This window comes from Mycobacterium sp. (assembly GCF_032162605.1).
In the GTDB taxonomy this organism is placed as follows: domain Bacteria; phylum Actinomycetota; class Actinomycetes; order Mycobacteriales; family Mycobacteriaceae; genus Mycobacterium.
In genome coordinates this window covers 1-14,694 of sequence record NZ_JAVROT010000454.1, presented here as the reverse complement: position 1 = coordinate 14,694, position 14,694 = coordinate 1, and the positions used below count along the sequence as shown (strand labels likewise).

Below are 14,694 nucleotides of genomic sequence, written 5' to 3'. Positions count from 1 at the left end.
AACTTGAACGCGCCGTAGGTGAAGTGCCACAGCGAGCGGATGGCGTCCGGCATCAAGCCGCCGCCGGCGAAGGAGTCACCTTCCTCGTGCCGGTCGACCCCGGTCTCCGAGGCGAACCACGGCCCATATGACGCGAGATACACGCCGAGCGGGATCAGGCCGAACGCCCACACCGCAGGGACGACGTCGCGGCGCAGCGTGCCCAGCCACGGTCTGGGCACGCGATACTGCCGTCGCGCGGTCACGTCGAACGCCAGGGTCATCACGCCGAAGAACAGGACGAAGTACAGGCCGGACCACTTCGTCGCCACGGACAGGCCGAGCAGCACGCCCGCAGCGAAGCGCCACCACCGCACGCCGAGGCGTGGCCCCCACGGCGTAGCGCCGATGCGGCCGTCGAGCAAGGCGTCGTGCATCCGCTCGCGCACCTGGTCGCGGTCGACGATCAGCGCCCCGAACGCCGCCACCACGAACACCGTCAGGTAGATGTCCAGCAGGGCGGTGCGCGCGGAGACGAAGCTGACGCCGTCGGCAATGATCAGCAGACCCGCGATGCCGCCGATCAGCGTCGACCTGGCGATCCGACGGACGATCCGTGCCACCAACACCACCAGGACGACGCCACACACCGCGCCCGAGAAGCGCCAGCCCAGCCCGTTGTAGCCGAACAGGGCCTCGCCGATCGCGAGCAGTTGCTTGCCTACCGGCGGATGAACCACCAGGCCGTAGCCGGGGTTGTCCTCGATGCCGTGGTTGCCCAGCATCTGCCAGGCCTGCGGCACATAGTGCTTCTCGTCGAAGATCGGCGTGCCCGCATCGGTGGGCGACCCGAGGTTCAGAAACCGCGTGATGGACGCCAGCGCCATGATCACCGACGTCATCGCCCAGCCCTGCATCCGGTCGACGGGCCCGAAGTCGCCGATGGGCACCAGCGGGCCTGGGCTGATCACCGGGACCGAGCGCTCTCTCTCGGCTGCCACGTCGGGCTCGATGGGCGGGGCGGTCACACGGGCGATCGTATTCTGTTCGGTGTGACACCCGGGCGACTGCTGTTGGCTGCAACTCCGTTGGGCCAGGCAGGCGACGCTTCTGCGCGGCTGGTCGAGGCGCTGGGCAGTGCGGACGTGGTCGCCGCTGAGGACACCCGGCGCGTCCGTGCGCTGGCGCAGGCCCTGGACGTCACCCCGGCGGGGAAGGTCGTCAGCTTCTTCGATCAGAACGAGGCGGCCCGGGTGCCGTGGCTCGTCGAGCAGATCGAGTCGGGGGCGACGGTGCTGGTGGTGAGCGACGCAGGCATGCCGCTGATCAGCGATCCGGGCTATCGCCTGGTCGCCGCGTGCGCGAAGGCGGGACTGACCGTCAGTTGCCTGCCGGGACCCTCGGCCGTGACGACGGCGCTCGCCGTGTCCGGTCTGGCGTCGGACCGCTTCTGCTTCGAGGGGTTCGCGCCGCGCAAGCACTCCGCGCGGTTGACGTGGCTGGCCACGCTGGCCGGCGAGCGACGTACGTGGGTGTTCTTCGAGTCTCCGAGACGCCTCGCCGAGTGCCTGAACGACGCTTCCGCCCGGCTCGGGCCCGACCGGCTGGCGGTGGTCTGCCGCGAGCTGACCAAGACCCACGAGGAGGTCAAGCGCGGCACGCTGGCCGAACTCGCCGCGTGGGCCGCCGACGGCGTGCTCGGCGAGATCACCGTCGTGGTCGCGGGCGCCGAGCCCAGTGCCGACCTGGAGACGCTGGTCGCCGAGGTCAACGAGTTGGTCGAGGCGGGTGCCGGAGTGAAGGACGCCTGCGCCGAGGTGATCGCCGACAACCCGGGTGCGCCGTCACGGCGTGAGCTGTACGACGCGGTCGTGCGTGCCAGGCAGTAACCGACCCACGACCGGCGCCGCCTTGTGCAGGCATTCGCGCCACTCCGCGTCGGGATCCGAGTCGGCGGTGATGCCGCCGCCGACGCCGAGTACCGCACGCCCCGCGGCGTCGAACTCGACGGTTCGGATGGCGACGTTCATCTCCGTGCCCGCGACCGGTGACGCCAAACCGACCGAACCGCAATAGATTCCCCGCCGGGTCTGCTCCCACGCCGCGAGCAGCTCGCGGGCCCGGCCCTTCGGCGTGCCGGTGACCGACGCCGGCGGGAACGTCGCATCCAGGATCGTCGGCATGGGCACGTCGAGGCCGACGCGTGCCGTGACGGTCGACACCAGATGCCACACACCCGGTGCGCGGCGCACCACCAGAAGCTCCGGCACGGTGACCGAGCCCGTGACGGCGACGCGGCCGAGATCGTTGCGGACCAGGTCTACGATCATGATGTTCTCGGCCACGTCCTTGACCGATTCGCGCAGCGCCGACGGCGATTCGTCAAGCGGCAGGGTGCCCTTGATGGGGCTCGACGTGATCGTGTCGCCGACCCGGCTGAGGAACAATTCCGGTGACAGCGAGGCGACCGCGCCCCACGCTCCCGCGACGAATGCCCCCCGCGCAGGTGCGGTGCGCGCGACGGCATCGGCGTAGAAGTCGATGGGCAACCCCGTCACCTTCCCGGTGAGCTGGGTGCACACACACGCCTGGTACACCTCGCCTTCGGTGATCGCGTCGAGACAGGCCAGCACGCCTGCACGGTGCCCGGCGCGGTCAGCCTCACCCCACTCCACGTGGCATGCCGACGACGGTACGTCGCCGACCAGCGCGTCCTTCAACCAGTCCGGTGCCGATGCCCCGGAAAGGCTTTCATACCACCAATTTCCGCTGACGTCCTGGCGCAGCACGTCGTCCGTCCAGCCTCCGGCCGCCTCGGGGATCCGTGGGCCCGAGCCGTCGCGTCCGGCATCGGGATAGGACAGGTAGCCGATCCACCCGCCGCCGATCGCGGCACTGCGCGCGCCGGGTCCGGCATCGAAAACGCCCGTGACGTCGACGGGTTCGACGGCGACGCTCGGTGCGATCACCGCACGCGAGGAGAACCAGTCGCCGGTCAGCGCGCCTGGCGGCGGCAACTCCAGACGCCTCGTCGCGGCGGCCACGGCGCGCAGCACCTCCGGGGCACTGCGCGCCAACGCGATCCGCTCGATCCGCACCGCCCCAGCTTGTCACGCGCTCAGGTCGATTGTCGCTCCGCAAGCGTCGCTCCGCGGGAGATCTCCCGAGTGACCTTGACGCCGCCCAGCTTCTCGGGGTTGCGCATGGCGTAGAAGTGCGTGATCAAACCGTCGGTGATCTCGACCGAGATGATGCCCTCCAGGCTCTGGCCGAGGTACAGCACCAGCGCGGGCGCGCCGTTATAGAACGCGGGTTCCACGCGGCCCTCGTCGCCCGCGAAGCGCAGAAGCCCGAGGATGAGCCGGGCCACGGGACCGGCCCCGGCGACGGGCCTGCGGGCGGCGCTGGCCTTGCCGTCGCTGTCGGCGGTCCAGACGACGTCGGGCGCCAGCATCGTGATGAGCGAGTCGATGTCACCCGTCGACGCCGTGGCGAAGAACTGTGCCGTCAGTTCGAGCGACCGCCTTGGGTCCACGGGTTCGAACCGCTTCCGCCGGGACTGCACGTGCTCACGGGCGCGATGCGAAATCTGACGCACCGCCGCCGTGGACTTGCCGATCGTCGAGGCGATCTCGTCGTGACCGAAGCCGAATACCTCGCGCAGGACGAACACCGCACGCTCGTCGGGGCTGAGCGTCTCGAGCACCACCATCATCGCCATCGACACCGATTCGGCGAGAACGACGTCCGACGATGCATCGGCGGTGTCGAGGAGAAGCGGCTCTGGAAGCCATGGCCCGACGTACTCCTCGCGCCTGCGGGCCTGGGCGCGTAGGGCGTTGAGCGCTTGCCGGGTGACGAGCTGCGCGAGATAGGCCTTGGTGTCCTGGACTGTGCTGAGGTCCACCTCGGCCCACCGCAGATAACTCTCCTGGAGTACGTCGTCGGATTCCGTTGCGGTGCCCAGGATCTCGTAGGCGATCGTGAACAGCAGCGGCCGCAGGCCGGTGAACCGCTCGGCGTGCTCGTCTCCCGGCGCGGCGGTCATCGGACCGGAGCCACCTGATCGGCCACCGACAGGCGCTCTGCCCGCTTGCCGCCCTTGAGCCAGAAGTACGAACCCGGCTTTCGCGCCTCCTTCGCCATGAAGGACACGGTGCCCGTGCAGACGGCCTCCTTGATCGTCGCCGCGGCACGGCCTCCGATGAAGAGTGGCAGCACGCGGTCGTCGAGGTGTGCGAGCTGAATGGTGGCCGCCTTGCGGCCCAGGCTGATGCACTGGCCGGTGAACGCCTGGTTCACCACCTCGGGCGGGGTGCCTGCGATGCGGCTCAGCACGGTGTTCGCGGCTTGAGCGCCGAGCGGGAGTGCCGCCTGGCAGCTCATCCGCAGCGGTGAATTCGACGGTGCCGAGGCGTCACCGGCGGCGACGATGTACGGGTTGTCGACGCTCGTCAAGGTCTCGTCGGTCAGAAGCCGCCCGATCGCGTCGGTCGCCAGGCCGCTGCGCGCAGCGAGGTCGGGCACGCCGAAGCCGGCGGTCCAGATGGTCACGACGCTGGGCAGCTCCCGGCCATCGGCCAGTAGCACGCAGTCCCTGCGCACCTCGACGACCTTTGCGCCCGGCCCGTCTAGAACGGTGACGCCAAGCTTCTTCACCTGCTTGGCCACCGACCGGCGGCCGGACTCGCTCAGGTAGGGCCCGAGCACCTCACCGCACACGAGCGCGACGGCCCGGCCCTCCTCGGCGAGTTCGGTGGCCGTCTCGATTCCGGTCGGGTCAGCGCCGACGACCACCACCGGAGCCGCGGGGTGTACCCCGGCCACGGCTGCGCGCAATCGCTGCGCATGCTCCAACTCCGATATCGGATAGGCGAATTCGGCCGCACCAGGGACGTTCAGCGCAGCGCCGGTGCTGCCCACGGCGTATACGAGGTAGTCGTAGCCCACGCTGCCCCCCGAGCCCAGGGTGACCGTGCGCGCATCGGCATCGACGAGCTCGGCGGTGTCGACGAGCAGCCGGACGTCGGCCGCGAGTACCTCGGCATAGTCGACCACGGCGTCGTCGGACCCGGTGACGAGCTGGTGCAACCTGATCCGCTCGACGAACTCAGGCCTCGGATTGATTAGCGTGATGGCGATGTCGCCGTCGACGCGAAGGTGGTTGGCGGCGATCACGCCCGCGTATCCGCCACCGATGACGACGACGTCGGTCTTGTTGGCCACGAGAACTCCTTTGAGGTGGTGCGGCTCCGGTGAGCCGGTCTGACCTCAAGACACCTCTGTGCGGAGAAGTGTGACACTCCTGCGCCGAACGTGGCGCAGCTCACTCCTTGGTGGTTGTCGGTGTGCCGAACGCCTCGGCTGAGGGGGTGCCGGGTAGGGCGATGTAACGGGGGAACACGCCCGTCGGTGCGGGCAGGTTGATCCCAGGCGCCAGCCGGGTGCCCACCGAGCCGAACTCCCGCTGGTCGGGAGTCTGTCCGAGCAGGTCGAGCAGCTTGGCCGCCGACTCCGGCATCACCGGTTGGATCAGCAGGGCAGCGATGCGCACCACCTCGAGCGTCGTGTAGAGCACGGTGCCGAACCGCTCCTGGTCCTCAGACGAAGACGACTTGCGAAGCACCCACGGCTCCTGCGCGGAGAAGTAGCGGTTGGCAGCGCCGAGCATCAGCCAGATCGCCTCGAGCGCCAGATGCATCGCGGGCACCTCGAAGTGAACGCGGACCGTCTCCAAGAGCCCGTCGGCGTGGGCCAGCAGCGCGGTGTCCTCGTCGGTGCGGTCGCCCGGCTGCGGCACGACCCCGCCGAGATTCTTGTTCACCATCGACAACGACCGCTGCGCCAGATTGCCCAACTCGTTGGCCAGATCGGTGTTGATCCGGCTGATGATCGATTCCTCGCTGTAGCTGCCGTCCTGGCCGAACGGCACCTCGCGGAGCAGGAAATAACGCACCGCATCGACGCCGAACTCGTCGACAAGCGCGATGGGGTCCACCACGTTGCCGACCGACTTGCTCATCTTCTCGCCCTTGACGTTGATGAACCCGTGCGCGAAAACCCTTCGCGGAAGCTCGATTCCGGCTGACATCAGAAACGCCGGCCAGTACACGGCGTGAAACCGGATGATGTCCTTGCCGATCATGTGGAGATCGGCGGGCCAGTACTTGCGGAAGGCCTCCGAGCCGGTGTCGGGAAAGCCGACGCCGGTCAGGTAGTTGGTGAGCGCGTCGACCCAGACGTACATGACGTGGTCGGGATGGTCGGGCACGGGCACGCCCCAGTCGAACGTGGTGCGTGAGATCGACAAGTCGCGGAGTCCGCCGGAGACGAAGCTGACCACCTCGTTGCGCCGGACGTCGGGCCCGATGAAATCGGGATGCGCCTCGTAGTGCGCGAGAAGCCTGTCGGTGTACGACGACAGCCGGAAGAAGTAGGTCTGCTCCTCGGTCCACGTGACCGGTGTGCCGGTCTCGGTGGAGTACCGGATGCCGTCGGCGCGCTCCTCGAGCTCGTCGTCGGCGAAGAAGCGTTCGTCGCGCACGGAGTACCAGCCCGAGTACGAGTCCAGGTAGATGTCGCCCGCGGCGTTCATCCGATTCCAGATCTCGATCGAGGCGTCGACGTGGTCGGCGTCGCTGGTGCGGATGAACCGGTCGAATGAGACGTTGAGCCGTTCCTGCATCGCCTGGAAGGTGTCCGAGTTGCGCAGCGCCAGCTCCGCGGTCGGAATGCCTTCCTTCTCCGCCGTCTGTGCCATCTTCAATCCGTGCACGTCGGTGCCGGTGAGGAAACGGACGTCGAAGCCGTCGAGCCGCTTGAACCGCGCGATCGCGTCGGTGGCGGTCTTCTCGTACGCGTGCCCGATGTGCGGCTCCCCGTTGGGGTAGTCGATCGCGGTGGTCACGTAGTACGGCGCGCCGGGGGTTGAGGTTCCTGGGGTGCGCGTCCCCGCGCCGGGGGTTGAGTCAGCCATCGGAAATCACCTTAGGGTGTGGGCGTGAGTTCCCGCCGTGAGCCGCCGCCAGCCCCGAAGCCGCTCGCACCGCTGGTCGACGCGCACACTCACCTCGATGCGTGCGGGGCGTCCAACGCCGACGACGTGCGGGCCATCCTCGACCGGGCCGAGGCCGTCGGGGTGTCGGCCGTCGTCACGATCGCCGACGATCTCGAATCCGCCGGTTGGGTCGTCCGCGCCGCGGAGTGGGATCCACGCGTCTACGCCGCGGTGGCCCTGCACCCCACGCGCGCCAATGCGCTCACCGACGCCGCCCGCACCGAGATCGAACGGCTCGCCGCCGATGATCGCGTCGTCGCGATCGGGGAGACCGGCATGGACCTGTACTGGCCAGGAAAACTGGACGGCTGCGCGGAGCCCGCAGAGCAGCGCGAGGCGTTCGCGTGGCACATCGACCTCGCCAAGCGGACCGGAAAGCCGCTCATGATCCACAACCGCGATGCCGACGCGGCGGTGCTCGACGTCTTAGCTGCGGAGGGCGCCCCCGACACCGTGATCTTTCACTGCTTCTCGTCGGGACCGGCAATGGCACGCACTTGCGTCGATGCCGGTTGGCTGCTCAGCCTGTCCGGCACCGTCAGCTTCCGCAATGCGCGAGACCTACGCGAGGCGGCCACCCTGATCCCGCCGGAGCAACTCCTGGTCGAGACCGACGCGCCGTTTCTGACGCCCCATCCCTTCCGCGGGGCACCGAATGAGTCGTACTGCCTGCCGTACACCGTGCGGGCATTGGCCGAGGTCGTGGGTCGACCCGCCGCCGATCTCGCCCGAGAGACCTCCGAGAACGCCACCCGGACCTACGGATTCCGCAGGTGACCGCGAATTGCCGCCACGAGGGGTTTTCGTTACCGTTTTGTAATACATGTGGTCGGCCCGGAATGTTCGTTCGTCGTCGATCCGACAGTCGGGAAAGAGTTCTTGAATTTCTTGCACAAGCTCCATGAAGCGCGCTCGCCTCACTTGCGGCTCTTGGTGGCCACCCTGCTCGTCGCGCTGACATTTGCTGGCAGCTACGCGGTAAGTGCGCACAAAACCGTGACACTGAGCGTCGACGGTCAGTCGGTGACGGTGGCGACCATGAAGTCGCACATCATCGACGTCGTCAGGGAGAACGGTTTCGACGTCGGTGAACGCGACGATCTTTTCCCGGCCGCCAACGACACCGTCGAACAGTCCGAGACGATCGTGCTCCGGCGAAGCCGTCCGCTGCAGGTCTCCGTCGACGGCCGGGACAGCCGTCAGTTGTGGACGACGGCGGCGACGGTCCAGGAGGCGCTCAAGCAGCTGTCGATGACCGACACCGCTCCCGCCGCGGCGTCCCGCGGCAGTCGCGTTCCGCTCGGGGGCATGTCACTGCCTGTAGTGGGCGCGAGAACCGTCCAGATCGACGACGCCGGCGTGCTCAGCACGGTTCGGCTCGCGGCGGTCAACGTGGCCGGTTTCCTCGAGGCGGCCGGGGTACCGCTGGAGCAGAGCGACACCGTCGTCCCCGCCGCCGGCTCGCCGGTGATCGACGGAATGCAGATCCAGGTCACCCGCGTCCGCGTCGCGAGGATGACCCAGAGGGTGCCTCTGGCGCCCGAGAACGTACAGGTCCCCGATGTCACGATGAACATGAGCCGGCAGGTCGTCATGGACCCGGGACTGGCGGGCACTCAGGACGTGACCTACGCCGTCGCCACCGTCAACGGAGTGGAGACGGGGAGGTTACCAGTAGCCAATGTCGTCGTCGATCCCGCCCGTGACGGCCTGGTTCGGATCGGCGCGAAGCCCGGCACCGAGGTACCTCAGGTGACTCAAGGAGCCACCTGGGATTCCCTGTCAACGTGTGAAGCCGGAGGTAACTGGGCGATAAACTCCGGCAACGGCTTCTACGGCGGCGTCCAATTCGACCAGAACACATGGGAGCGCAACGGGGGATTGCGGTATGCTCAGCGAGCTGATCTTGCTACGAGGGAAGAGCAGATCGCGATTGCTGAGGTAACTCGGGCGCGCCAAGGTTGGGGCGCGTGGCCGGTGTGTAGTGGAAGGTTGGGTGTGCGCTGACTATTCGGCTTCTCGGGCGGACCGAGATAAGGCATCTGGCCAAGGAGCTGGAGTTCCGGCCAAGGAAGGCGTTCGGGCAGAACTTCGTGCACGACGCCAACACCGTCCGTCGCATCGTGTCGGCGTCCGGCGTCAATCGCAATGACCTGGTCCTCGAAGTGGGTCCGGGCCTCGGGTCGTTGACACTGGCGTTGCTCGACCGTGGCGCGAACGTGACGGCCGTCGAGATCGACCCCGTTCTGGCGCGTCAGCTGCCCAAGACGGTCGCCGAGCACTCGCACAGCGAGATCAACAGGCTGACGGTCTACAACAGCGACGTCCTCAATCTGATGCCGTCGGATCTCGAAGAGCAGCCCACCGCGCTCGTCGCGAACCTGCCCTACAACGTCGCGGTGCCTGCGCTGCTGCATCTTCTGGCCCAGTTCCCGACTATCCGCACCGTGATGGTGATGGTGCAGGCCGAGGTCGCCGAGCGCCTCGCCGCCGAACCCGGCGGCAAGGACTACGGGGTGCCCAGTGCCAAGGTCCGTTTCTACGGCAACGTCCGGCGCCACGGCATGGTGTCGCCGACGGTCTTCTGGCCGATTCCACGGGTCTACTCGGGCCTGGTGCGCATCGACCGCTACGAAACCTCGCCATGGTCCATCGAAGACGGTTTCCGCAAGAAGGTGTTCGAGCTGATCGACATCGCGTTCGCGCAGCGCCGCAAGACCTCACGAAACGCGTTCGCAGAGTGGGCCGGCTCGGGTAACGAGTCGGCGGAGCGGCTGTTGTCGGCGAGCATCGACCCGGCCCGGCGTGGCGAGACTCTCGGCATCGCCGACTTCGTCAGGCTGCTGCAGCGTTCGGGCTGGCAAGATCGGCCCCCGCAAGAGCAAGGGCAGGTCCGCGTGTACTGAGCGCCTCAACGCTCACCACACGCGACCCCGCGTCCTCGCTAGCCTTCTTCATCCGTCTTCTTCGCCCGCTTGGCGGCCTCGCGCGCGTCCTTGGCCAGGAACTCGTCCTGCAGCGGCGTCTCGGCGTAGACCGGGTAGTTGCCGGTGATTCCGATGCGCTCTTGCGCGACCGACAGCACGCGGCCCCGGACGGCGTACCAACCGCCCACCAGCGCCGGGATGATGACGGCCAGGGCGATCAGATTCCAGATGTTCTCCCAGCACATCAGGACGGTTACCGCGGCCAGGAAGATCAGGGTGGCGTAGCTCGTGTAGGGAGTGCCGAACAGCCGGAAGCTCGGTCGCTCCAGGATGCCCTTCTGCGACCAGCGGTAGAGCTGGATCTGGCAGATCACGATGGTGGCCCACGACGCGATGATGCCCAGTGCGGAGAGGTCCAGCGCGATGTTGAAGGCCTCTGCGGGCACGACCAGGTTGAGGAAGACGCCGACCACGGTGAAGCAGGCCGTCAGCGCGATGCCTGCCCACGGGACGCCCCTGCTGGACATCTTCGCGGTGAACTTGGGCGCGCTGCCGTTCATCGACATCGAGCGCAGGATGCGGCCCGTCGAATACAACCCGGCGTTGAGGCTCGACAGCGCCGCCGTCAGCACGACGAAGTTCATGATGTCGCCGGCAGCAGGCACGCCGATGCTCGAGAAGAAAGTGACGAATGGACTGGTGCCCTGCTTGTACGCGGTGTAGGGCAGCACCAGGGCGAGAATGATCAGCGAACCGACGTAGAACACCGCGATCCGGAAGATGACGGAGTTGATCGCCTTCGGCATGACCTTCGCCGGGTTCTCGGTCTCACCCGCCGCGGTACCCACCAATTCGACTGCGGCATAGGCGAAGATCACGCCCGAGGTGATGATCACCAATTGCAGGATTCCCGTTGGGAACAGTCCACCGTTCTCGGCGATGATCGTCGGACCGGTGGTCTTGCCCTCGACGGCGAACCGACCAGCCAGGAACACGATCCCGACGACGAGGAACGTGACCAGAGCGACCACCTTGATGAGGGCGGCCCAGAACTCCATCTCGCCGAACCACTTGACCGAGATCATGTTGATGCTCAGCACGATGACGAGCGCTATCAGCGCGATCGCCCACTGCGGTATCGCTCCGAAGGCACCCCAGTAGTGCATGTAGAGCGCGATGGCGGTGACGTCGACGATCGAGGTGCAGGCCCAGTTGAAGAAGTACATCCACCCGGCGACGTAAGCGGCCTTCTCGCCGAGGAATTCACGAGCGTACGAGACGAACGATCCGGATGACGGCCGGTGCAGCACCAACTCGCCGAGCGCGCGCAGGATGAAGAAGACGAACACGCCGCAGATCGCGTAGACGATGAACAGGCCAGGCCCGGCACTGGCGAGTCGGCCACCGGCACCCATGAACAGGCCTGTACCGATCGCGCCGCCGATCGCGATCATCTGCAGCTGTCTGGGTTTCAGACCCTTGTCGTAGCCCTCTTCCTCGTGGGCCAGCGCTGAATTGTCATATGCTGCCGGGGATTCCGTAGTCATTTACCGAAGTTAGCTGTCACTTTGCATGAGTGAGGCGGTGGGCGGTAAAGATCAAGTTAAGTAAACGTATTGCTGGTGTTATCGCATGCTCACCCAATGGCGTGGGTGATCAACCTGACGAACTCCGAGCAGGATTGATAACGAAGCTCCGGGGTCTTCGCCATGCCCTTGGCCAGGATGGAGTCGAACGCTCGCGGCATCCAATCGATCCAGTGGGAATACCGCGGGATGGGGCTGTACAAGTGGGCGTTCATCAACGCCATCGACGTCTTCGCCGTAAAGGGAGGTGAACCCGTGAGGAGTTCGACGGCGGTACACGCCAGCGCATACTCATCGGAAGCCGCCGACGGGGCGTGGCCGCGCAGCACCTCCGGTGACACGTACGGCAGGGAGGCCTCGACGTGCGTCGGCCTGCCGTCTCGATCCCCGGCGATCGAACGGGCGATGCCGAAGTCGGAGAGTATCGCGCCGCCGTCGGAAAACGGTTCGGCGACAAGGATGTTCGTCGGCTTGACGTCGCAGTGCACGATCCCCTTGACGTGCGCGTTGTCCAACGCGCCTGCGACATGGGCGAGGGCGGTGAGGCGGTCGTGTCGCGAGTCCAGATTCGTGACGGTCCCACCGCCGACGAGTTGCATCGCCAACCATCCGGGACCGCACTCGTACATGGTCACCACGTGGGGATGGGCGGCCCGCTTGGCAAACTCGAACTCGCGAAGCAGAAGCGCCATGTGCACCGGATCGCGATGGTGTGGGTCGAGCACCTTGAGGGCGACCGGGATCTCGGGTGCCGCCGCGTGGTGCGCCCGGTAGACGACGGCGGAACCGCCGTGGCCGACGACGCCGTCGATCACGTAGTCCTCGAACGTGTCCAACGGGGCCAGCATCCTCAACACAGTAGGGTCCGGCCGCGGTCGCCACCGGACGGGAAGGGTGTCGCTGTGATTCTTGACACACCTTCGGAGCAAACACTAGCGTGGTAAATCTGTGGTAACCGGGCAGCGGTGCCGAGCGGCGGGATCAACGAGGGGTATCTCACCACTTCCATACCTGTCGCCGCGTGGCGACGTTAATGTCGTGGCGTGCCCTGGTCTGACGGAGACATCGCCACCGAATGGGTGTCCACTGGGTCCGTCACCGTTCGGGTGCCTGGCAAGGTCAACCTCTACCTCGCCGTCGGCGATCGACGCGGCGACGGCTATCACGAGCTAACCACGGTCTTCCATGCCGTTTCCCTGTTCGACGAGATCACCGTGCGCAACGCCGACGTGCTGTCGTTGGAGCTGTCGGGGGAGGGCTTCGATGAGGATGCGGAATCGCTGCCGCTGGATCGGCGCAACCTCGCGTGGCGAGCTGCCGAGTTGATGGCCGAGCACGTCGGTCGTGCGCCCGACGTCGCCATCTCCATGGACAAGTCCATTCCCGTCGCAGGTGGCATGGCAGGTGGCAGTGCAGACGCCGCGGCCGTACTGGTGGCGATGAACGCGCTGTGGGAGCTCGGGGTCCCACGCCGGGACCTGCACACCCTGGCCGCCGAGCTGGGTAGCGACGTGCCGTTCGCCCTGCACGGCGGTACCGCGCTGGGGACGGGTCGCGGCGAGCAGCTGGCGACGGTGCTCGCCCGCAACACGTTTCACTGGGTGCTGGCGTTCGCCGACGGCGGCCTGTCCACCCCGAAGGTCTTCGGCGAGATCGACAGGTTGCGGGCCGACACCAGCCGCGAGCAGGCGGCCAGGCTGGACGACCCCGAACCGTTGCTCGCGGCCCTGGCATCCGGTGATCCCCATGAGCTCGCGCCGCTTCTCGGCAATGATCTGCAGCCGGCTGCGTTGAGCCTCGACGCCGGGTTGCGGCGCACCTTGCGCTCGGGCGTCGACGCCGGGGCGTTGGCGGGCATCGTGTCGGGCTCGGGGCCTACGTGCGCGTTCCTGTGCGCGTCGGCGGAGTCGGCAATCGACGTCGGCGCGCAACTTGCGGGGGCGGGCGTGTGCCGGACGGTGCGAGCCGCGAGCGGTCCGGTGCACGGCGCCCGCGTCGTCCCGGCGCCTCCGCGGACGGTGTGACCCACGCCTCAATTCGCGGATTTGTTTGGCAGTTACTTAAGAGTCTCTTAAGATGATCCACGGTGAAAACTAGCGGTCACGGATGCGACGCGATGACTTCTCCCGCCGAGGCCTACGGTGGGAGTGTCAACAGCGGTACCGTCGGACGGAAGAGAATCGCCAGAGCAAACCCGTCGCGGCTTCTCCGGGAGGCCTGCGACACGACCTCCTCAACAACCGTTTCGATACGAAAACTCACCCCAATCGTGTGCGCGTCCTTCATGTATGGCGCGCACGAACAGGTGGAACATGGAAAAGCGCGCGTCGGCTGTGGAGCCGTCGCCGGGCTCCTCAGACCCAGGAGGTTGTCGTGAGCAGGTTTACCGAGAAGATGTACCGCAACGCTCGGACTGTCACCACCGGCATGGTAACGGGTGAGCCGTACGAGCCGGTACGTCACACCTGGGGTGAGGTTCACGAGCGGGCGAGGCGCATCGCGGGCGGCCTCGCCGGAGCCGGTGTCGGACCGGGTGACACCGTCGGCGTGCTGGCAGGCTTCCCCGTCGAGATCGCTCCGACCGCCCAGGCGCTCTGGATGCGCGGCGCGAGTCTCACGATGCTGCACCAGCCCACTCCTCGCACCGACCTGGTCGTGTGGGCCGAGGACACCATGAACGTGATCGGGATGATCGAGGCCAAGGCGGTCATCGTCTCCGAGCCCTTCCTCGTCGCCATTCCGGTGCTGGAGGAGAAGGGCATCAAGGTCCTCAAGATCGCCGATCTCCTCGCCGCCGAGCCGATCGACCCCGTCGAGACCGACGAGGACGACCTCGCGCTGATGCAGTTGACGTCGGGATCTACTGGGTCGCCGAAGGCCGTGCAGATCACCCACCGCAACATCTACTCGAACGCCGAGGCGATGTTCATCGGCGCCCAGTACGACGTCACCAAGGACGTCATGGTCAGCTGGCTGCCCTGCTTCCACGACATGGGCATGGTCGGCTTCCTGACCATACCGATGTACTTCGGCGCCGAGCTGGTCAAGGTCACGCCGATGGACTTCCTGCGCGACACGCTGCTGTGGGCCAAGCTCATCGACAAGTACAAGGGCACCATGACCGCGGCGCCCAACTTCGCCTACG

Annotated in this window: 13 protein-coding genes; 6 read left to right on the top strand and 7 right to left on the bottom strand. The window is 66.9% G+C overall.

What is annotated here, in order from left to right:
• Positions 1-896: dolichyl-phosphate-mannose--protein mannosyltransferase (locus QOI01_RS25415; protein WP_526385914.1), on the bottom strand; the 896-nt coding region annotated here is incomplete at its 3' end.
• 135 nt (positions 897-1,031) lie between these two features.
• Here QOI01_RS25415 and rsmI point away from each other — a divergent pair.
• Positions 1,032-1,868 carry a 16S rRNA (cytidine(1402)-2'-O)-methyltransferase gene (rsmI, locus tag QOI01_RS25410; protein WP_526385910.1) on the top strand — a complete coding sequence of 279 codons (837 nt, stop codon included), beginning with the start codon at positions 1,032-1,034 and terminating at the stop codon, positions 1,866-1,868.
• Here the strand turns inward: rsmI and QOI01_RS25405 are convergent.
• From QOI01_RS25405 to metG, 4 genes are all read right to left on the bottom strand, one after another.
• Complete coding sequence (locus tag QOI01_RS25405; RefSeq protein ID WP_526385908.1) at positions 1,824-3,077, bottom strand: aminodeoxychorismate synthase component I; 1,254 nt, start codon at positions 3,075-3,077, stop codon at positions 1,824-1,826. The two genes, rsmI and QOI01_RS25405, sit on opposite strands and share 45 nt — an antisense overlap.
• A gap of 20 nt (positions 3,078-3,097) precedes the next feature.
• A complete protein-coding gene (gene sigJ, locus QOI01_RS25400; RefSeq protein WP_526385906.1) occupies positions 3,098-4,027 on the bottom strand; it encodes an RNA polymerase sigma factor SigJ in 930 nt (309 codons plus the stop codon).
• The gene (locus tag QOI01_RS25395; protein WP_526385904.1) at positions 4,024-5,205 is read right to left on the bottom strand and encodes an NAD(P)/FAD-dependent oxidoreductase; all 1,182 of its coding nucleotides are present in this window, start codon (positions 5,203-5,205) and stop codon (positions 4,024-4,026) included. The genes sigJ and QOI01_RS25395 overlap by 4 nt, the downstream gene beginning before the upstream one ends.
• A 100-nt stretch (positions 5,206-5,305) precedes the next feature.
• On the bottom strand, positions 5,306-6,955 hold the full coding sequence (gene metG, locus QOI01_RS25390; RefSeq protein ID WP_526385902.1) for a methionine--tRNA ligase: 1,650 nt from the start codon (positions 6,953-6,955) through the stop codon (positions 5,306-5,308).
• Between the two features lie 18 nt (positions 6,956-6,973).
• Between metG and QOI01_RS25385 the strand changes: the two genes are divergently transcribed.
• The 3 genes from QOI01_RS25385 (at position 6,974) to rsmA (ending at position 9,942) form a co-directional block, all read left to right on the top strand.
• Entirely contained in the window at positions 6,974-7,813 is an 840-nt protein-coding gene (locus QOI01_RS25385; protein WP_526385900.1) for a TatD family hydrolase, read from the top strand.
• Positions 7,814-7,915: 102 nt separating this feature from the next.
• Entirely contained in the window at positions 7,916-9,043 is a 1,128-nt protein-coding gene (locus tag QOI01_RS25380) for a transglycosylase family protein (protein WP_526385898.1), read from the top strand.
• Positions 9,040-9,942 carry a 16S rRNA (adenine(1518)-N(6)/adenine(1519)-N(6))-dimethyltransferase RsmA gene (rsmA, locus tag QOI01_RS25375; RefSeq protein ID WP_526385912.1) on the top strand — a complete coding sequence of 301 codons (903 nt, stop codon included), beginning with the start codon at positions 9,040-9,042 and terminating at the stop codon, positions 9,940-9,942. The genes QOI01_RS25380 and rsmA overlap by 4 nt, the downstream gene beginning before the upstream one ends.
• A 38-nt stretch (positions 9,943-9,980) precedes the next feature.
• Here the strand turns inward: rsmA and QOI01_RS25370 are convergent, their stop codons facing one another.
• Complete coding sequence (locus QOI01_RS25370) at positions 9,981-11,510, bottom strand: amino acid permease (RefSeq protein WP_526385896.1); 1,530 nt, start codon at positions 11,508-11,510, stop codon at positions 9,981-9,983.
• Positions 11,511-11,599: 89 nt separating this feature from the next.
• On the bottom strand, positions 11,600-12,397 hold the full coding sequence (locus QOI01_RS25365; RefSeq protein ID WP_526385894.1) for a serine/threonine-protein kinase: 798 nt from the start codon (positions 12,395-12,397) through the stop codon (positions 11,600-11,602).
• A gap of 195 nt (positions 12,398-12,592) precedes the next feature.
• Here QOI01_RS25365 and QOI01_RS25360 point away from each other — a divergent pair, with 195 nt between their 5' ends.
• Positions 12,593-13,573, top strand: coding sequence for a 4-(cytidine 5'-diphospho)-2-C-methyl-D-erythritol kinase (locus tag QOI01_RS25360; RefSeq protein ID WP_526385892.1), 981 nt, complete (start codon positions 12,593-12,595; stop codon positions 13,571-13,573).
• A 349-nt stretch (positions 13,574-13,922) separates the two neighbouring features.
• A partial coding sequence (locus tag QOI01_RS25355) for an AMP-binding protein (RefSeq protein ID WP_526385890.1) occupies positions 13,923-14,694 on the top strand: 772 nt, incomplete at its 3' end.

Excerpts from the sequence above, each read along its gene's own strand:
- sigJ (WP_526385906.1), bottom strand. The coding sequence starts at position 4,027 with ATGACCGCCGCGCCGGGAGACGAGCACGCCGAGCGGTTCACCGGCCTG.
- metG (WP_526385902.1), bottom strand. The coding sequence starts at position 6,955 with ATGGCTGACTCAACCCCCGGCGCGGGGACGCGCACCCCAGGAACCTCA.
- QOI01_RS25370 (WP_526385896.1), bottom strand. The coding sequence starts at position 11,510 with ATGACTACGGAATCCCCGGCAGCATATGACAATTCAGCGCTGGCCCAC.
- QOI01_RS25365 (WP_526385894.1), bottom strand. The coding sequence starts at position 12,397 with ATGCTGGCCCCGTTGGACACGTTCGAGGACTACGTGATCGACGGCGTC.